The organism is Achromobacter deleyi (genome assembly GCF_016127315.1).
GTDB classification, from domain to species: Bacteria; Pseudomonadota; Gammaproteobacteria; order Burkholderiales; family Burkholderiaceae_B; genus Achromobacter; species Achromobacter insuavis_A.
Genome location: NZ_CP065997.1, coordinates 3,146,655 through 3,163,740 on the forward strand (window position 1 = coordinate 3,146,655; position 17,086 = coordinate 3,163,740).

The 17,086-nt window shown below is 69.0% G+C and carries 17 protein-coding genes; 7 read left to right on the forward strand and 10 right to left on the reverse strand.

Annotated elements, in window-relative coordinates:
* Positions 1-10: 10 nt before the first annotated feature.
* Positions 11-691: a 3-oxoacid CoA-transferase subunit A gene (locus tag I6I07_RS14235; protein ID WP_198487128.1), complete on the reverse strand. Its 681-nt coding sequence runs from the start codon at positions 689-691 to the stop codon at positions 11-13.
* 52 nt (positions 692-743) lie between these two features.
* Complete coding sequence (locus tag I6I07_RS14240; protein WP_198487129.1) at positions 744-1,760, reverse strand: Bug family tripartite tricarboxylate transporter substrate binding protein; 1,017 nt, start codon at positions 1,758-1,760, stop codon at positions 744-746.
* A gap of 354 nt (positions 1,761-2,114) precedes the next feature.
* On the opposite strand from I6I07_RS14240, the gene I6I07_RS14245 reads away from it, so the two are divergent.
* The 7 genes from I6I07_RS14245 to I6I07_RS14275 all read left to right on the forward strand — a co-directional run bounded on the left by I6I07_RS14245 (position 2,115) and on the right by I6I07_RS14275 (position 9,441).
* On the forward strand, positions 2,115-3,137 hold the full coding sequence (locus I6I07_RS14245) for an amino acid ABC transporter substrate-binding protein (RefSeq protein ID WP_198487130.1): 1,023 nt from the start codon (positions 2,115-2,117) through the stop codon (positions 3,135-3,137).
* A gap of 150 nt (positions 3,138-3,287) precedes the next feature.
* Entirely contained in the window at positions 3,288-4,148 is an 861-nt protein-coding gene (locus I6I07_RS14250) for an IclR family transcriptional regulator (RefSeq protein WP_198487131.1), read from the forward strand.
* Between the two features lie 321 nt (positions 4,149-4,469).
* Positions 4,470-5,378 (forward strand): arginase family protein, encoded by a 909-nt coding sequence (locus I6I07_RS14255; RefSeq protein ID WP_035360848.1) that lies wholly within the window; start codon positions 4,470-4,472, stop codon positions 5,376-5,378.
* A gap of 41 nt (positions 5,379-5,419) precedes the next feature.
* Complete coding sequence (locus tag I6I07_RS14260; protein WP_198487132.1) at positions 5,420-6,211, forward strand: ABC transporter substrate-binding protein; 792 nt, start codon at positions 5,420-5,422, stop codon at positions 6,209-6,211.
* Positions 6,212-6,255: 44 nt separating this feature from the next.
* A complete protein-coding gene (locus I6I07_RS14265) occupies positions 6,256-6,948 on the forward strand; it encodes an amino acid ABC transporter permease (protein WP_198487133.1) in 693 nt (230 codons plus the stop codon).
* Positions 6,949-6,952: 4 nt separating this feature from the next.
* Entirely contained in the window at positions 6,953-7,705 is a 753-nt protein-coding gene (locus I6I07_RS14270; RefSeq protein WP_082404276.1) for an amino acid ABC transporter ATP-binding protein, read from the forward strand.
* Positions 7,706-7,884: 179 nt separating this feature from the next.
* Positions 7,885-9,441 carry an acetolactate synthase large subunit gene (locus tag I6I07_RS14275; protein WP_198487134.1) on the forward strand — a complete coding sequence of 519 codons (1,557 nt, stop codon included), beginning with the start codon at positions 7,885-7,887 and terminating at the stop codon, positions 9,439-9,441.
* 45 nt (positions 9,442-9,486) lie between these two features.
* Here I6I07_RS14275 and I6I07_RS14280 read toward each other — a convergent pair whose 3' ends face one another.
* From I6I07_RS14280 to I6I07_RS14315, 8 genes are all read right to left on the reverse strand, one after another.
* On the reverse strand, positions 9,487-10,197 hold the full coding sequence (locus I6I07_RS14280; RefSeq protein WP_198487135.1) for an ABC transporter ATP-binding protein: 711 nt from the start codon (positions 10,195-10,197) through the stop codon (positions 9,487-9,489).
* Complete coding sequence (locus I6I07_RS14285; protein WP_198487136.1) at positions 10,185-10,973, reverse strand: ABC transporter ATP-binding protein; 789 nt, start codon at positions 10,971-10,973, stop codon at positions 10,185-10,187. The genes I6I07_RS14280 and I6I07_RS14285 overlap by 13 nt, the downstream gene beginning before the upstream one ends.
* Positions 10,966-12,009 (reverse strand): branched-chain amino acid ABC transporter permease, encoded by a 1,044-nt coding sequence (locus I6I07_RS14290; RefSeq protein WP_198487137.1) that lies wholly within the window; start codon positions 12,007-12,009, stop codon positions 10,966-10,968. The genes I6I07_RS14285 and I6I07_RS14290 overlap by 8 nt, the downstream gene beginning before the upstream one ends.
* 2 nt (positions 12,010-12,011) lie before the next feature.
* Positions 12,012-12,893, reverse strand: a complete 882-nt coding sequence (locus I6I07_RS14295; protein ID WP_054476112.1) for a branched-chain amino acid ABC transporter permease — start codon at positions 12,891-12,893, stop codon at positions 12,012-12,014.
* A gap of 13 nt (positions 12,894-12,906) precedes the next feature.
* A complete protein-coding gene (locus tag I6I07_RS14300; RefSeq protein ID WP_198487138.1) occupies positions 12,907-14,067 on the reverse strand; it encodes an ABC transporter substrate-binding protein in 1,161 nt (386 codons plus the stop codon).
* Between the two features lie 19 nt (positions 14,068-14,086).
* Positions 14,087-14,932, reverse strand: a complete 846-nt coding sequence (locus I6I07_RS14305) for an alpha/beta fold hydrolase (RefSeq protein WP_198487139.1) — start codon at positions 14,930-14,932, stop codon at positions 14,087-14,089.
* Positions 14,929-16,488 (reverse strand): benzoate-CoA ligase family protein, encoded by a 1,560-nt coding sequence (locus tag I6I07_RS14310; RefSeq protein WP_198487140.1) that lies wholly within the window; start codon positions 16,486-16,488, stop codon positions 14,929-14,931. Before I6I07_RS14310 ends, I6I07_RS14305 begins: the two co-directional genes overlap by 4 nt.
* A 69-nt stretch (positions 16,489-16,557) precedes the next feature.
* A complete protein-coding gene (locus tag I6I07_RS14315) occupies positions 16,558-17,028 on the reverse strand; it encodes a DUF4863 family protein (protein ID WP_198487141.1) in 471 nt (156 codons plus the stop codon).
* Between the last annotated feature and the right edge of the window lie 58 nt (positions 17,029-17,086).

Below are 17,086 nucleotides of genomic sequence, written 5' to 3' on the forward strand. Positions count from 1 at the left end.
GGGGATTCCTTCAGCTGGAGAACGCGGAGTGGGCCACGCGGGTGACGCGCTGGACGAAGATGCCCGGCGTCACCACGGCCTCGGGCGACAGCTCGCCCAGCGCCACGGCGGCGCGCACCTGGACGATGGTGGTCTTGGCCGCCATGCACATGATGGGGCCGAAGTTGCGGGCGCTCTTGCGGTAGGTGAGGTTGCCCCAGCGGTCCGCGAGGTCGGCCTTGACCAGCGCGAAGTCGCCGCGCAATGGGGTTTCGAACACATGGCCGCGGCCGTCGATGATGCGGGTTTCCTTGCCGGCGGCCAGTTCGGTGCCGTAGGCGGTGGGGGTGAAGAAGCCGCCCAGGCCGGCGCCGGCGGCGCGCAGCCGTTCGGCGATGGTGCCCTGCGGCACGCATTCCAGCTCGATGGCGCCGCGCCGGTACAGGTCGTCGAAGACCCACGAATGGGACGCCTTGGGGAACGAGCAGATCACCTTGCGCACGCGGCCGGCCTTGATCAGCGCGGCCAGGCCGGTCTCGTGGTTGCCGGCGTTGTTGCTGACCACGGTGAGTTCGCGCGCGCCCTGCTCGATCAGGGCGTGCAGCAGTTCGGTGGGCATGCCCGCGCCGCCGAAGCCGCTGACCAGCACGGTGGCGCCGTCGTGGATGTCGGCCACGGCGGCCGCGGGGGTGTCGAGGAACTTGTCGATCATCGTCTTGGTTTCCTGAAGGGGCGCGCCGCCTGGCCGGCGCGCCCGGTGTGGCTCAATCCAGCGTGATGCGGGCCGCTTTGACGATCTCGGCATAGCGCGCCGAATCCTGCCGCATCAGCTCGGCGAACTGGGCGGTGGGACCGCTGGCCGGCAGGAAGCCGGCATCCAGGAATTTCTGGCGCACGTCCGGCTCCCGCACGATCTCGCTGATCTCGCGCGCCATGCGTTCGATGATCGGCTTGGGCGTGTTGGCCGGCGCCATCAGGCCGGCCCACGAGCCGGTGACGAAGCCCGGCATGCCGGCTTCCTCCATGGTGGGTATCGACGGCTCGGTCGGCCAGCGCTGCCGGCCGGTGAAGCCCAGCGCCTTCAGGCGGTTCTGCTTGACGTACTGCATCGGCACCAGGATCGGGTCGAACACCATCGACACCCGCCCGCCCAGCAGGTCGGTCAGGATCGGCGCGCTGCCCTTGTAGGCCACGTGCGTCATGGTGATCTTGTTGCGCAGCGCGAAATCGGCGCCGGTCAGGTGGGCGCTGGAGCCGTTGCCGCTGGAGGCGTAGGTGAGCTTGTCCGGATGCTTGCGGGCGTATTCCACCAGTTCGGCCACGCTGTTGACGGGCAGGTCCTGCGACACGAACAGGAACAGCGGCAGGTCGGCCATCTGCGCCACCGGCGTCAGGTCCTCGAGCTTGTAGGCCAGCTTGTAGAGGTGGAAGTTGATGATGTAGGCGGGCAGGACCGACAGGAAGGTGTAGCCGTCCGGATCGGCCTTGGCGGCCACCGATGCGCCCACGCTGCTGTTGGCGCCCGGGCGGTTCTCGACAATGATGGTCTGCTTCAGGCGCGGGCCGAGCTTTTCCATCACGATGCGCGTGACGATGTCGGTGGAGCCGCCCGGCGTGTAGGGCACGATGATCTTGATCGGCTTGCTGGGCCAGTCGTCCGCGTGGGCGGGGCCGGCCGCCAGGCCGACGGCGGCCACGGCGGTGTAGAGCAGGGTCTTGAGGACGTTGCGGCGATGCCTTGCCGCGGGGTTGCTGGGCTGCGGTTTCCTTGCGAGTGCCATGGATTTGTCTCCTCCATGAGTCGGCCGAATGCCGGCGCGCGCCCCGGGTTTTTGTAGTGGCGCGGCCGGTTTTCCTGAGGGATGGTGATCGCGTTGCCTGTCGGTCAGGACGCGAAAAAAGTATGGCACGCAGGGTTCGGCCAACCGCCGCGCGGACCCGTCAATAAAGTTCGATCACCGGACTTCGTGTGCATTTCGCCAACCGCTTGCTACTCGGGTTTCCACTAGGCCTTTGCGCGTTGTTCACGCCGTGGACATCGCGTAATCTGGCGGCCGGCCCGCAAAGCATGGGCTCGGTTTCAGCCGCAGCGGGCCTACAGGCCGGCGCGGGCATCTAATTCAGGAGAAGCAATAATGAAGCGGTTGATTTCGTTTGCTGCCGGCGCGCTTGCCCTGGCGTGTGCATCCCAGGCTGCCGTGGCCGGTCCCACGCTGGATGCGGTCAAGAAGAAGGGTTACGTGCAGTGCGGCCTGACCGACGGCGTGTCGGGCTTCTCGGCCACCAACAGCAAGGGCGAATGGGAAGGCATGGACGTGGACATCTGCCGCGCCGTCGCCGCCGCCGTGTTCGGCGACCCGACCAAATTCAAGGGCACCGCGCTGTCGACCCAGCAACGCTTCACCGCGCTGCAATCGGGCGAAGTCGACGTGCTGCTGCGCACCGTCACCCTGACGCAGACCCGCGACACCTCGCTGGGCCTGTCGGCCGTGGCCGCCAGCTTCTACGACGGCCAGGGCATCCTGGTGAACAAGAAGCTGGGCGTGAAAAGCGCCAAGGAACTGAACGGCGCCACCGTCTGCGTGCAGCCGGGCACCACCACCGAACTGAACCTGGCTGACTGGTTCCGCGCCAACAACATCGAGTTCAAGCCGGTCGTGATCGACAAGGTCACCGAAGTCGTGCGCGCGTTCGAGTCGGGCCGTTGCGACGCCTTCACCGACGACGCCTCGCAGCTGGCCGCCGTGCGCGCCACGCAGGTCGCCAAGCCGGACGACTACGAGATCCTGCCGGAACGCTTCTCCAAGGAGCCGCTCGGCCCCATGGTGCGCCAGGGCGACGAGAACTGGCTGGGCATCGTCCGCTGGACGCTGTTCGCGCTGCTGGAAGCCGAGGAATACGGCATCACGCAGAAGAACGTGGACGAGATGCTCAAGAGCAACAACCCCAACGTCTTGCGCATCCTGGGCGTGACGCCGGGCGCCGGCAAGAACATGGGCCTGGACGAGAAGTGGGCCTACAACGCCATCAAGGCCGTGGGCAACTACAGCGAAGTGTTCGAGCGCAACGTCGGCAAGGACAGCAAGCTGGGCCTGCAACGCGGCACCAACGCGCTGTGGAGCAAGGGCGGCGCGATGTACCCGTGGCCGATCCGCTGAGCGCGGTGAGGTGACCCCTGACGGCCCGCCTCGCGCGGGCCGTTTCGTTTGCGGGCGGGGCGTGTCCGCCGCACCCATTAGGATCGGCACGCGATATGGGCGAACCGTTATGCGGTACGCTATGCGCTTTCCACCCGACGCTCCCGCGCCATGACGCAGACCCGACCCGAGGATTCCCCCCTGTTCATCGCCGCGCTGGCGCGCGGCGTGTCCGTGCTGCGGGCCTTCAGCGAGGGACGGCCGGCGATGACGCTGCCGGAACTGGCCGAGGCCACCGGCCTGAGCAAGAGTTCGGTGCAGCGCTTCACGCATACGCTGTGGACGCTGGGCTATCTGCGCAAGGATCCGGCCAGCAAGAAATTCTCGCTGGGTCCGTGGTCGCTGGAACTGGGCATGAAGTACGTGCAGACCAGTGCGCTGGTACTGGGCGGCAACCCGTTCCTGCATGCGCTCAACCGCAACTGCCAGGAAACCTGCAGCCTGGCCGAGCCCGACGGGCTGGACATGGTCTACGTGGCGCGCTTCGCCACCCACAAGGAAATGTTCGTCAACATGCCGGTCGGCATGCGGCTGCCGCTGTACTGCACGGCGGCGGGGCGCGCGGTGCTGGCGCGGCTCGATCCGCAGGTGGCCCGCGGACTGCTGGAACGCTGCGAGCGCAAGGCCTACACCGCCGCCACCATCACCGACCTGGACGCGTTGCTGGCCGAACTGGAATTCGCGCGCCGCCATGGCTATGCGTGTTCCAACGGCGAGTTCTATCCGGGCGACATCACCGTCAGCGCGGCGGTGCTGGATGCGGGCGGCACGCCGCAGGGCGCCGTCAACGTCTCGGTGCCGTCGAGCCGCTGGTCGTTCGAGCAGGCGCAGGCCGTGTTCGGGCCGCAGGTGGTGGAGACGGCGCACGCCATCAGCGCCTCGCGCACCTTGGGGCGCTCGCATCCGTTCTACGAACTCGAACCGCCGGGGGGCGCCTTGCGCGCCGCGCCGCTGGACGACGACGAGGCCTGATCGAGGTGGCGTCCCGCCGCGGGCGCGAACCGAGGGGCTGATTGTGGAAGCGCTGATTCAGGGCGTTGGCGATGCGCCAGCCGGGTGCGCCGCCGCGCCAATTCCTTACTATTTTTGTCAGATATTAATTTTCCAATCAGGGGGAACTCCCTAATTGGCGAGGCGTTGGCGCGCGCGTTAATCTATTTTTGACACGATCGTATCGTATAGCGATTTGATCGAATCTAAAATTTCGGTCCGCCACTCGTTTGCGGGCCGTCGCCAAGGAGCCGCGCTGTGCCGTCGTCCGCCGAAGTCCGCTTTCATCCCGTGTCGGGATTCATGGGCCTGCCGCCGGCCCGCGCCGCCGGGACCGGCGCCGCGCGCGCCTGCGTCGTGGGCATCCCGTTCGACTGCGGCACGCATCCGTTCCGGGTCGGTTCGCGCCAGGGGCCGGACGCGATCCGCGAACAGTCGCGGCTGTTGCGGCCGGTGGATATCTTCCGCCGCCATGGCATCGACAACCCGCCCGAGTTCCTGCGCGTCATCGACGTCGGCAACGTGGCCTGCCATCCCGGCGATCCCGACGCCTCGTACCCGCTGATCGAGGCCGGCATCGGCGCCATCCTCGACGCCGGCGCGATCCCGATCTCGATGGGCGGCGACGGCGCCGTGACGCTGCCGCAGCTGCGCGCCGTGGCGCAACGCCATCCGGATTTCGTGGTGCTGCATTTCGATTCGCACACCGACACCTATCCGATCCCCGGCTACAACACCGCCACCACCTTCACCCGCGCCGCCGAAGAGGGCCTGCTGGACGTGCGCCGCAGCTTCCACGTGGGCACCCGAGGCAGTTCGTTCATGCCGGGCGTGCTCGAGTTCGGCCGTGAAGTCGGCTACACCATCATGCCCTTCGACGAGTTCGACGCGGACCAGCGCGGCGCGCTCGACGCCATCAAGCAGCAGATCGGCGAGCGGCCGGTGTACCTGTGCTTCGACATGGACATCTTCGACCCGTCCTGCGCGCCCGGCGTCTGCACGCCGGAGTGGGGCGGCCTGTCGCCCAAGGAAGGGCTGGCCCTGCTGCGCCAGCTGGCCGGGCTCAATTTCGTGGCGTTCGACGTGAACACCGTCTCGCCGCCGCAGGACGTGCAGGGCGCCACGGCGTTCCTGGCCGCCACCGTCATGCAGGAATTCTGCGCGTTGGCGGCGGTGGCGGTACGGCAGTACCCGCAAGGACGCCCGGACTGAACCGGCGCATTGCGGCATCCATTTCATACAAGGGGAATTGCATGAAACTCAAATCCATCCTGCTCGGCCTGGCTTCGGCCGCGCTGCTGGCCCAGGCCGGCGCCAGCGTGGCGCGCACGCTCGACGAGGTGCGCGCCGACAAGACCTTGAACGTGGTCACCACCGCGTCCGCGCCGCCGCACGGTTTCAAGAACCCGCAGTCGAACCGGCTCGAAGGCATCATGGTGGACGTGGCGGCGGCGATCGCCAAGCACCTGGGCGTGAACGACAAGCTGGCCGACGTGCCGTTCTCCGGCCTGATCCCGACGTTGACCTCGGGCCGCGCCGACGTCATGTCGGCGCCGCTGTTCATCACCGAGGAACGGGCCCGCGCCATCGACTTCTCGGCGCCCGTGTACGAATGGGGCGAAGGCATCGTGGTCAGCGACAAGGCCTCGCGCCGCTACGCCAGGTTCGAGGACATGCAGGGCCAGCGGGTCGGCGTGCTGGTGGACTCGGTGCAGTTCAACATGATCAAGGACATGCCCGGCACCAAGGTCTCGACCTACCAGGACTATTCCACGCTGCTGGCCGACGTGCGCGCCGGCCGCGTCGACCTGGGCATCGTCGATCCGCCCAGCATCATCTACCAGATCAAGACCAAGAACATCCCGGGCGTGAAGCTGGACACCGGCTACCAGCCGCAGCGCAAATGGCAGGTGGGCCTGGCGGTGCAGAAGGGCAACACGGCGCTGCTGGAGGCCGTCAACGCCGCGCTGGCCGAGATGAAGCGCAACGGCGAGCTGGCCGCGATCGGGCAGAAGTGGGGCGTGTCCGACCTGCTCAGCAAGTAAGGCCGCCGCCTCGCGGTCACGGAGCACGAGTTAAGGAGCAAGAATTGGATTTCGCTACGTTGCGCATGTACCTGAGTCCCCTGGCCGAGGGCACGCTCTGGACCCTGGCGCTGTTCTTCTGTTCGGCTTTCCTGGCGGTGGCGCTGGGCCTGGTGGTGTGCCTGTGCCGCCTGTCGCGGCGGCCGGCGCTGAGCCGCGCCGCCCGCATCTACATCGACATCATCCGCGGCACGCCGCTGCTGTTGCAGCTGTTCTACATCTACTACGGCCTGCCGGAGCTGGGCGTGGTGATCAACGGCTTCGTGGCCGGCGTGCTGGGACTGACGCTGAACTTCGGCGCCTACCTGGCCGAGCTGTTCCGCAGCGGCATCCAGTCGGTGGACGCGGGGCAATACGAGGCGGCGCGCGCGCTGGGCCTGCGGCGCACGCAGCGGTTGCAGCGCATCGTGCTGCCGCAGGCGTTGCGGACCATCTTCCCCGCGCTCGGCAACTACGCGCTGGTGCTGGTCAAGGAGACCTCGCTGGTGGCGGTGATCAGCGTCTACGAACTGATGCGCGCCGGCGAGATGCTGGCGGGCGCCACGTTCCAGGCGCTGACGGTCTACACCATGGTGGGCGTCATCTATTTCGCGCTGTGCAGCGTGCTGGCCTATCTGTTCCGGCGCTCGGAAAAGCGCCTGACCGTGCCGGGCTACTGGAGCGGCGCCGGCGACAACCATGACATTTCGAAGGCCTGACGCGATGGACGGATTGAACTACGCGGCGCCGATCATCACGATGCGGGGCGTCTCCAAGTGGTATGGCGACTTCAAGGTGCTGGACGGGCTGGACCTGGAAGTGCGCCCCGGTGAAAAGCTGATCCTGTGCGGCCCGTCCGGCTCGGGCAAGTCCACCACCATCCGCCTGCTGAACCGGCTGGAGGAACACCAGCAGGGCACCATCGTGGTCGACGGCATCGAGCTGAACGATGACGTCGGCAACATCGAGCGCATCCGCGCCGAAGTGGGCATGGTGTTCCAGCACTTCAACCTGTTCCCGCACCTGACGGTGCTGGAAAACTGCACGCTGGCGCCGATGCTGGTCAAGGGCGTGGCGCCGGCGGAAGCCGAAAGCCGCGCCATGCAGTACCTGGAACGCGTCAAGATCCCGCAGCACGCCGCCAAGTATCCGGGCCAGTTGTCCGGCGGCCAGAAGCAGCGCGTGGCGATCGCCCGCGCGCTGTGCATGCAGCCGAAGATCATGCTGTTCGACGAGCCGACCTCGGCGCTCGATCCGGAGATGGTCAAGGAAGTGCTGGACACCATGGTGGCGCTGGCGCGCGACGGCATGACCATGGTCTGCGTGACCCACGAGATGGGCTTCGCGCGGGAGGTCGGCGACCGGGTGGTGTTCATGGACCAGGGCGCGATCGTCGAGACCGACACGCCCGACAACTTCTTCCGGGCGCCGCGCTCGGAACGCGCGCAGGCCTTTCTCGGGCAGATCCTGGCGTAGGCGCGGCCCGGCCTGTTGGGGGGCGGGGCCGGAATTCCGGTTGCCGGAACCTGTCGAATGGTTCCATGCCGGCCAGCGCAAATGGCTCTACCGGGTTTGCGCTACGCTACCTATCATGCCAAATCGGGCCGGCGCGCCGCCGCCGGCCCAAGCCTACGTAAAACAACCAGGGAAACACGATGAACGGCGCTGATAGTCTTTGCGATACCCTTCTGGCCAATGATGTGGACGTCTGCTTTGCCAACCCGGGCACGTCCGAGATGCACTTCGTCGCGGCGCTGGATCGCAAACCGAAGATGCGCTGCGTGCTGGGCCTGTTCGAAGGCGTGGTGACCGGCGCGGCCGACGGCTACGCGCGCATGGCCGACAAACCGGCCGCCACGCTGCTGCACCTGGGCCCGGGCCTGGGCAACGGCCTGGCCAACCTGCACAACGCCAAGCGCGCGCGCACGCCGATGGTCAACATCGTCGGCGACCACGCCACCTATCACGTGCAATACGACGCGCCGCTCACCAGCGACGTCGAAGGCGTGGCGCGCCCCATGTCGCACTGGGTCAAGCGCGGCATGTCGGCCGAGTCGATGTCGGCCGACGCCGCCGAGGCCATCACCGTGGCGCGCCGCCATCCGGGCAACATCGCCACCCTGATCCTGCCGGCCAACTCCGCCTGGACCGAACTGCCGGCCGACACCGCGGTGGTGAAGGTGGCCGATGAGGCCGTGCCGCACACCACCATTGAAGCCGTGCGCGCCGCCGCCAAGGCGATCCGTTCCGGCGAAGTCACCACGATGATGCTGGGCAGCACCGCGCTGCGCGAACGCGCGCTCAAGGCCGCCGGCCGCATCGCCCGCGCCACCGGCGTGCGCCTGGTGTCCGAGACCTCCAACCGCCGCGTCGAGCGCGGCGGCGACCGCACGCCGGTGGACCGGCTGCCGTACCCGATCGACCTGGCCGTGGCCAAGCTCAAGGACGTGCGCCACCTGGTGCTGGTCGGCGCCAAGGCGCCGGTGGGCTTTTTCGCCTATCCCGGCAAACCCAGCCTGCTGGCGCCCGAGGATTGCGAGAAGATCGTGCTGGCCACGGTCGAGCAGGACCTGGCGCACGCGCTGGAATGGCTGGCCGACGAACTCGGCATCGCCGCCGACGCGCCGCGCCTGACCGCGCCGGCCCCGGCCTACGAGGTGCCGGCCAGCGGCAAGCTGACCGGCGCCGCCGTCAACATCCTGGTGGCGCATCACCTGCCCGAGAACGCCATCGTCTGCGACGAGTCCATCACCCAGGGCCGCGAATTCCCGATCTACAGCGCCAGCAGCGCGCCGCACGACTGGCTGATGCTGACTGGAGGCGCCATCGGCATCGGCCTGCCGATGGCGGCCGGCGCGGCGGTGGCGTGCCCGGACCGCAAGGTCATCACCCTGCAGGCCGACGGCAGCGGCATGTACACGCTGCAGGCGCTGTGGACGCAGGCGCGCGAGAACCTGGACTGCCTGACGGTGATCCTGGCCAACCGTTCCTACGCCACGCTGCACGGCGAGATGAAGAACGTGGGCGTGGTCGAGCCGGGCCGCAACGCGCGCCGCATGCTCGACCTGGAAGAGCCCTATCTGGACTGGACCCACCTGGCGCGTGGCATGGGCGTGGAGGCGGTCAGCGTCGATACCGTGGAAGGCTTCGCCCGCGCCCTGCAGGACGGGCTGAAGCGCCGTGGACCGTTCCTGATCGAAGCGCTGATCTGATGTCGCCCGCGCCGCGCCGCGCCGGCATGGCCTGGCGCGGCGCTTTCAGACGCCCAGGTAGCGCGTCAGTTGTTCGGGCCGGGCGGCCAGCGCCGCGCTGTCGCCGTCCTGCACGATCAATCCCTTTTCCATCACCAGGCAGCGGTCGGTGTGCGCCAGCACCGCGCGGTAGTTGCGGTCGACGATCAGCGTCGACATGCCGGTGGCGCGGATCTGCCGGATGATCTTCCAGATCTCGGCCACGATCAGCGGCGCCAGGCCCTCGGTGGCTTCGTCCAGGATCAGCAGGTCGGGGTTGGTCATCAGCGCCCGGCCGATCGCCAGCATCTGTTGCTCGCCGCCCGACAATTGCTGGCCGCCATGGCCCAGCCGCTCCGTCAGGCGCGGAAAGGTCTCCAGCACGCGCGCATAGGTCCAGTCGCGCCGCCCCTGTTCGCCGGCGCGCGCCGCCACCAGCAGGTTTTCGCGCACGCTCAGGTTGGGAAAGATGCCGCGGCCTTCGGGCACGTAGGCCACGCCCAGCTGCGCGATCGCGTGCGGGCGGGCGCGGGTGCAGTCGGCGCCGCGCACCGTCACGCGGCCCTGCGCGCTGCGGATCTGCCCGACCAGGCTGCGGATCAGGGTGGTCTTGCCCATGCCGTTGCGGCCCACCAGTCCCACCGATTCGCCCGCCGCGATGCGCAGGCCGACGCCCCGCAGCACGTGGCTGGCGCCGTAGTACACATGCAGGCCGTCGGCCTCGATCAGTGCGCGCATGCGGGCTCTCCGAGGGTGCTATGCGGGTCCAGGTCTTCGCCCAGGTAGGCGGTGCGCACGTCGGCGTTGGCGCGGATCTGCGCCGGGTCGCCGCTGGCGATGCTGCTGCCGTTGACCATCACCGTGATGGTGTCGGCGATGCGGAACACCGCGTCCATGTCGTGCTCCACCAGCAGGATGGCGTGGTTGGCCTTGAGCGTCTGCAGCAGCGCCAGGATGCGGTCGGTTTCTTCCGGGCCCATGCCGGCCAGCGGTTCGTCCAGCAGCAGCACCTGCGGCTCGCCGGCCAGGCACATGGCGATCTCGAGCTGGCGCTTGCGGCCATGCGGCAGCAGGCCGGCCAACTGCGCGGCGTCGGCGGCCAGGCCGGTGCGTTCCAGCGCCTGCGCGGCCAGCCCGGCGCTGGCGGCGCAGGCCGAGGCCGGCCGCCACCAGTGCCAGAAGCGCTGGCGCCGCGCCTGCGCGGCGAGGCGACAGTTCTCGAATACGCTCAGTTCCGGGAACAGGGTCGAGCGCTGGTAGCTGCGGCCCAGGCCGGCGCGGGCGCGTTCGGGCTGGCCCCAGGCGGTGATGTCGCGGCCGCCCAGCGACACCTGGCCGCTGCTGGGCGCGAGTTCGCCGGACAGGATGTTGATCAGCGTCGACTTGCCCGCGCCATTGGTGCCGATCACGGCATGGACTTCGCCGCGCCGCAGCGCCAGCGATACGCCGTTGACGGCGGTCAGGCCGCCAAAGCGCCGGGTGACCGCGTCGGCGGCCAGCAAGGGATCAGGCATGGGGCTCTCCTTGGATCGGCAGGGGCAGGGGCTTGGCGGTGCTGGCCGATGCGGCCGGCGTGGCCGGGGCTTGCCGGGTCCGGCGCCGGCGCCACTGCGCCGGCAGGCCGGCCAGGCCGTCGGGCAGCAGCGCCACCAGCGCGATGATGGCCAGGCCCAGCGGGAGATGCCAATGGCGCGCGTAGTCGCCGAACAGCGCCTGCGACTGGAACAGTTCCTGCAGCAGCACCAGCGTGGCCGTGCCCAGCACCGCGCCGCCCAGGCTGCCCATGCCGCCCAGGATCACCATCAGCAGCACCAGGCCCGATTGTTCCCAGGCCAGCAGCTCGGGCGTGACGAAGCCGTCCTTGAGCGCGAACAGGAAGCCGGCCAGGCCCGCCAGCGCGGCGCCGATGACGTAGGCCGCCAGCTTGTACGGATAGGTCGAATAGCCGGCCGCGCGCATGCGCTGTTCATTGATGCGGATGCCCGCCAGCGCCGCGCCGAACGGCGAGCGCCGCAGCAGCGCCAGGAAGCCCCAGGCCAGCGCCAGGCAGGCCAGCACGAAGAAGTAGTAGGCCTGGCCCTGGTCCAGGTCGAACGGCCGCCAGCCGAAGATCTCGGCCTGCGGCCGGAAATACAGGTAGATGCCGTCGCTGCCGCCGCCCACCTTGGTGTCGTGGAACACGTAGTAGGCCATCTGCGCGAACGCCAGCGTCACCATGATGAAGTACACGCCGCGCGTGCGCAGCGCCAGCGCGCCGGTCAGTGCGGCGTAGGCGGCCGCGGCCAGCAGCGCCGCAGGCAGCAGCCACCACAGGCTGGCCGCCTCCGACTGCGGCGACAGCAGTGCGGCGGCGTAGGCGCCGATGCCGAAGAACGCCGCGTGCCCCAGGCTGACCAGCCCGGCGCCGCCCACCAGCAATTGCAGGCTGAGCGCGAACACCGCGTAGATCATGATCTTCACGGCCAGCCCGGTGTAGTAGTCGCTGCCGCTCCAGGCGAAGGCCGCCAGCGCCAGCAGGGTCGCGACAGGCAGGAGTCGATTCACATTCATGGTCAGCCCTGTTTGAACAGCCCTTCGGGCTTGCACAGAAGAATCGCGGCCATCAGCACGTACACCAGCACGCCGGCGGCGGCGGGGAACAGCACCTGGCCAAAGGTCTCGACCACGCCCACCAGCATCGCCGCCAGGAACGCGCCGCGGATCGAGCCGATGCCGCCGATCACCACCACCACGAAGCAGATGATCAGCACGCCGTTGCCCATGCCGGGATACACCGACGACACCGGCGCGGCGATGCTGCCGGCCAGCGCCGCCAGCGCCACGCCGGCGGCGAACACCAGCCGGTACAGCTTGTTGACGTCGATGCCGAGCGAGCCGGTCATCTCGCGGTTGCTGGCGCCGGCCCGCAACATCATGCCGAGCCGCGTGCGCGCGATGACCCAGTACAGCAGCAGCGCCACCGCGATGCCCACCGCCGAGATGAACAGCCGATACACCGGATAGGTCATTACGTCGCCCAGCGCGATGCTGCCCTGTAGCCAGGACGGCAGCGGCACGCCGTGGACGTCGTTGCCCACCAGGATGCTGCGCAGTTCCTCGAACACCAGGATCAGGCCGTAGGTCATCAGCACCTGCTGCAGGTGGTTGCGGCGATACAGGTAGCTGAAGAACGCCGCTTCCAGCAGGTAGCCGAGCGCGGCGGCGGCCAGCACGCACACCGCCAGCGTGGCGACGAAGCCGCCGCCGAGCCAGCGGTCCACCGCCGGCCCCAGCGCGAACGCCATGTAGGCGCCGATCATGTAGAAGCTGCCGTGCGCCAGGTTGATGATCCCCATGATGCCGAAGATCAGCGTGAGCCCGCTGGCCACCAGGAACAGCAGCAGGCCGTACTGGAAGGCGTTCAGGCTCTGGATGAGCAGGATGCCGACGTCCATGGGGCCGCCTTTCCTAGAGCTTGCAGCCGCGGGCGGGGTCGGCCAGCTTGCGCACGGCCACGTCCACCACCTTGTTTTCCAGGCCGTCGACGCGGCGCAGGTAGATGTCCTGCACCGGGTTGCCGGCCTTGGACAGCGTGAAGGCGCCGCGCGGGCTGTCGACCGTGGCGCCGCGCATGGCCTCGCGGAATTCCGCCTTCTTGCCGAAGTCGCCCTTGACCGCCGCCAGCCCCGACTGCATCAGCTGCGCGGCGTCGTAGCCCTGTACCGCGTAGACGTCCGGCTGCATGCTGTAAGCCTTGCTGTAATCGGCGCGGAAGGCGTTGTCGCGCGGCGTGTTCAGGCCGTCGGCGTAGTGCAGCGTGGTCAGCAGCCCCTGCGCCGACGCGCCCTGCGCCTGCAGCGTGCCGTCGGTGAGAAAGCCCGAGCCGTACAGCGGAATGGTCTTGTCCAGTCCCGCCGCGTGATAGTCCTGCACGAATTTCACCGCGCCGCCGCCGGCGAAGAAGGTGAACACCATGTCGGGCTTGAGCGCGGCGATCTCGGTCAGCAGCGACTGGAATTCGACGTTGGGGAAGGGCAGGCTGAGTTCCTTGACCACCTTGCCGCCGGCCTGCTCGAAGCCTTCCTTGAAGCCGCCGATGGCCTCGTCGCCGGCCGCGTACTTCCAGGTGATGGTGACCGCCGTCTTGTGGCCGCGCGCCTTGGCCACCGGGCCCATGGCATAGGCCGGCTGCCAGTTGGTGAACGAGGTGCGGAAGATGCCGGGGCCGCACAGCGGGCCGGTGATGGCGTTGGCGCCCGCGTTGGTCACGATCAGCGTGGTGTCGGCGTCCTTGGCGGCCTTGGCCAGCGCCATCGCCACGCCCGAGTGCACGGTGCCGATCAGCACGTCGACCTGGTCGCGTTTGATCAGGCGGTTGGCGTTCTCGGCGGCCTTGGACGGGTTGGATTCGTCGTCCACCTTGAAGTATTCGATCTCGCGCCCGCCGAGCTTGCCGCCCTGTTCGGCCACATACAGCTTGAAGCCGTTCTCGATGGCGGTGCCGAGCGCGGCGAAGGTGCCGCTGTAGGGCAGCATGAAGCCGACTTTGAGCTTGTCGGCGGCCAGGGCGCCGCTTGCGGCCAGCATCAGCGCCGCGCCTAGCGCGGCCCGGGTCAGGGCGTGGGTCATGGTGGTGTCTCCGTGCTTGTCATGGGCTGCCGGTGGGGCGGCCGGGTTGGTCCAGCGCGCCGACGAAGCCGGCGATGGCCTGGATAACGGTGGCGGGCTGGTCCTTGTGCGGCGAATGGCGGCAGTCGGGAATCTCCAGCAGTTGCGTCTGCGGCGCGGCGCGCCGGATACCGCGTATCTGTTCGAGCGTGCCGTACTCGTCGTCCACGCCCTGCATCGCCAGGACGGGGCAGCGGATGCGGGGCAGGTGCGCCTCGATGTTCCAGCGGCGGAAGGCCGGGTCCAGCCAGACGTCGTTCCAGCCGCGGAAGGCCGAATCGACGTCATCGTGATGGCGCGCCAGCCGCGCGCGCAGGTCCGTGTCCCGGTAAGCCTGGCGCGCCTGTTCGATGTGCGCCACGGTGCGGTCCTCGACGAAGATGTGTGGCGCGGCCGCCACCACGCCCGCCACCGCGCCGGGATGCAGGGCGGCGTAGAGCAGCGCAATGGAGCCGCCATCGCTGTGGCCGAACAGGACGGGCCGATCGCGGCTGGCGTCGATGCCGAGCGCGGCGAGCAGCGCGGGCAGCGCGTCGGCCGCCTCGCGGTGCATGAAGTCGACCGGGCGCCTTTCACCGGCGGCCAGCGGCGTGGAGCGGCCATAGCCGTAGCGCGAATAGACCAGCCCGCGGCAGCCGGCGGCGGCGCAGGCCTGCCGCGGCCAGTCCTTCCACATCGACACGGACCCCAGCCCTTCGTGCAGGAACACCAGCAGCGGCGCGTCGTGGCGCGCCGCCGCGATCCACTGGTATTCCAGGCGCAGGTCGCGGCCCGCCGCGCGCACGTCGGCCAGGGCAGCGGGCTCGGGAGCGGGCACGGCGCTCATGGCGTGACCTGTTCCAGCTGGCGCAGGCGGAAGCGCTGGATCTTGCCGGTGGCGGTCTTGGGCAGCTCGTCGGTGAAGTCGATCTGGCGCGGATACTTGAAGGGCGCCAGGTGCTGCTTCACATAGCGCTGCAGATCGGCGCCGGTGCTCGCGTCCGGCGCGTAGCCGGGCCGCAGCACCACGTAGGCCTTGGTCTTGACCAGCCCGTCATGGTCCGGCACGCCGATCACGGCGGCTTCCAGCACCGCCTCGTGCTGCACCAGCACGTTCTCGACCTCGACCGGCGACACGTACTGGCCGCTGACCTTGATCATGTCGTCGCTGCGGCCGGCATAGGTGTAGTAGCCGTCGGCATCGCAGATGTACTTGTCGCCGCTCTTGAGCCAGTCGCCCAGGAAGCACTGGCGCGTCTTGTCGCGGTTGTTCCAGTACATCAGCGCGGCGCTGGGACCCTTGATGTAGAGGTCGCCGATGGCGCCGGCGGCCACCGGCGCGCCATTGTCGTCGCGCAATTGCACCTCGTAGCCGGGCACCGGCTTGCCGGTGGTGCCGTAGCGCAGCTGGCCGGCGCGGTTGGAGATGAAGATGTGCAGCATCTCGGTCGAGCCGATGCCGTCCAGGATGTCACAGCCGAAATGGCGCTGGAAGCGTTCGCCGATGTCGCGCGGCAGGGCTTCGCCGGCGGAAGTGCAGACGCGCATCGCCACCTGCTCGCGCGGCGGCAGGTCGGGCGCGGCCAGCATGCTGGCGTACAGCGTCGGCACGCCGTAGAACACGGTCGGGCGGTGCCGCACCAGGCGCTGGAACACGGCCTGCGGCGTGGGCCGCTCGGCCATCAGCACGACGGTGGCGCCGACCGACAACGGAAAGGTCAGGCCGTTGCCCAGCCCGTAGGCGAAGAACAGCTTGGCCGCCGAGAACGCCACGTCGTCCTCGCGGATGCCCAGCACCGGCTTGGCGTACAGCTCGGCGGTGTGCCACAGGTTGCCATGGGTGTGGACCACGCCCTTGGGTTTGCCGGTGGAGCCCGACGAATAGAGCCAGAAGGCGATCTCATCGGACAGCGTGCGCGCGGCCGGCGCCAGCGGCGCGGCGGCCAGCAGCGCGTCGAGGTCGTGCGCACCGGCCGGCGGCGCTGCCGCGGGGCGCGACACCACCAGGTGTTCGATCTCGCCGGGCGCCTGTGCCAGCGCGGTTTGCAGTGTCGGCAGCAGGTTCTCGGAGACGAAGGCGGCCCGCACCCGGCTGTGATCGAGGATGTAGGCGTAGTCGTCCGGCGTCAGCAGGGTGTTCACGGCCACCGGCACCACGCCCGCATGCAGCGCGCCCAGGAACACCACCGGCCAGTCGGCCGTGTCCTGCATCAGCAGCAGGATGCGCTCCTCGCGCCGCAGCCCCAGCTGGCGCAGCGCGCCCGCCATGCGCGCCACGCGCTCGGCCAGGTCGCCGTAGGTGAGCTGGCGGGTGTCGTCGATGTAGGCCAGCTTGGCGGCGCGCGGCGCGTTCAAGGCGGCCAGGTGGCTGGCGAAGTTCAGTTCGGCGGGGCAGGCATTCACGGTTGTCTCCTGGTGTCCTGGCGGGCGGGGCGCGCGGCCGGCGGGACGCAAGCGTCTGGCGGCTTGTCGTTATGGGCGTGTGAAATCGATGGCGCCGCCGGGCAGCAGGTACAGCACCAGCGCGCGTCCCTGCGTCACGGTGGGGCGGTGGGCGCTGCCGGGGCCGTAGACCAGCCAGCCGGCGCCGTGGCCGTCGAAGCGCGCCGCGTCGGTCAGCGGCATGATCATGTCGATCTCGCCGTTGGGATGGGCGTGGTGCGGGCCGGCCAGGTCGTCCATGTCGACCACGTCGACCGAACAGCCGCCCAGGTCCTCGGCCGGCTTGATGACGCGGCCGTAGCGGATGCCGCCGCCTTCGCGGTCGCACATCCAGCCGTCGGCCACGCCCTGCCTACAGGTGGCGAAGATGTCGGCGTACAGCGCGCTGTCGGGGCCGGCCTCCTGGTTCAGGCGCTGCTGCAGGGCGGCGTCCAGCGCCTGGCCGGCCATCAGGCCCGTCACCTGGCGCATCAGGGCGTGGAATCGTTCTGGCGTGCTCACCGGTCTCCTCCTATACACTGTCGGCGCTTCAGCGGCGGATGCAGTCCAGTGCTGTTTT

What these genes read in the sequence shown, in the direction of transcription:
- I6I07_RS14300 (WP_198487138.1), bottom strand. Translation starts at nt 14,067, where the DNA reads ATGACCCACGCCCTGACCCGGGCCGCGCTAGGCGCGGCGCTGATGCTG.
- I6I07_RS14295 (WP_054476112.1), bottom strand. Translation starts at nt 12,893, where the DNA reads ATGGACGTCGGCATCCTGCTCATCCAGAGCCTGAACGCCTTCCAGTAC.
- I6I07_RS14280 (WP_198487135.1), bottom strand. Translation starts at nt 10,197, where the DNA reads ATGCGCGCACTGATCGAGGCCGACGGCCTGCATGTGTACTACGGCGCC.
- I6I07_RS14235 (WP_198487128.1), bottom strand. Translation starts at nt 691, where the DNA reads ATGATCGACAAGTTCCTCGACACCCCCGCGGCCGCCGTGGCCGACATC.
- I6I07_RS14255 (WP_035360848.1), top strand. Translation starts at nt 4,470, where the DNA reads ATGGGCCTGCCGCCGGCCCGCGCCGCCGGGACCGGCGCCGCGCGCGCC.
- I6I07_RS14240 (WP_198487129.1), bottom strand. Translation starts at nt 1,760, where the DNA reads ATGGCACTCGCAAGGAAACCGCAGCCCAGCAACCCCGCGGCAAGGCAT.
- I6I07_RS14250 (WP_198487131.1), top strand. Translation starts at nt 3,288, where the DNA reads ATGACGCAGACCCGACCCGAGGATTCCCCCCTGTTCATCGCCGCGCTG.
- I6I07_RS14275 (WP_198487134.1), top strand. Translation starts at nt 7,885, where the DNA reads ATGAACGGCGCTGATAGTCTTTGCGATACCCTTCTGGCCAATGATGTG.
- I6I07_RS14285 (WP_198487136.1), bottom strand. Translation starts at nt 10,973, where the DNA reads ATGCCTGATCCCTTGCTGGCCGCCGACGCGGTCACCCGGCGCTTTGGC.
- I6I07_RS14260 (WP_198487132.1), top strand. Translation starts at nt 5,420, where the DNA reads ATGAAACTCAAATCCATCCTGCTCGGCCTGGCTTCGGCCGCGCTGCTG.
- I6I07_RS14305 (WP_198487139.1), bottom strand. Translation starts at nt 14,932, where the DNA reads ATGAGCGCCGTGCCCGCTCCCGAGCCCGCTGCCCTGGCCGACGTGCGC.
- I6I07_RS14270 (WP_082404276.1), top strand. Translation starts at nt 6,953, where the DNA reads ATGGACGGATTGAACTACGCGGCGCCGATCATCACGATGCGGGGCGTC.
- I6I07_RS14290 (WP_198487137.1), bottom strand. Translation starts at nt 12,009, where the DNA reads ATGAATGTGAATCGACTCCTGCCTGTCGCGACCCTGCTGGCGCTGGCG.
- I6I07_RS14245 (WP_198487130.1), top strand. Translation starts at nt 2,115, where the DNA reads ATGAAGCGGTTGATTTCGTTTGCTGCCGGCGCGCTTGCCCTGGCGTGT.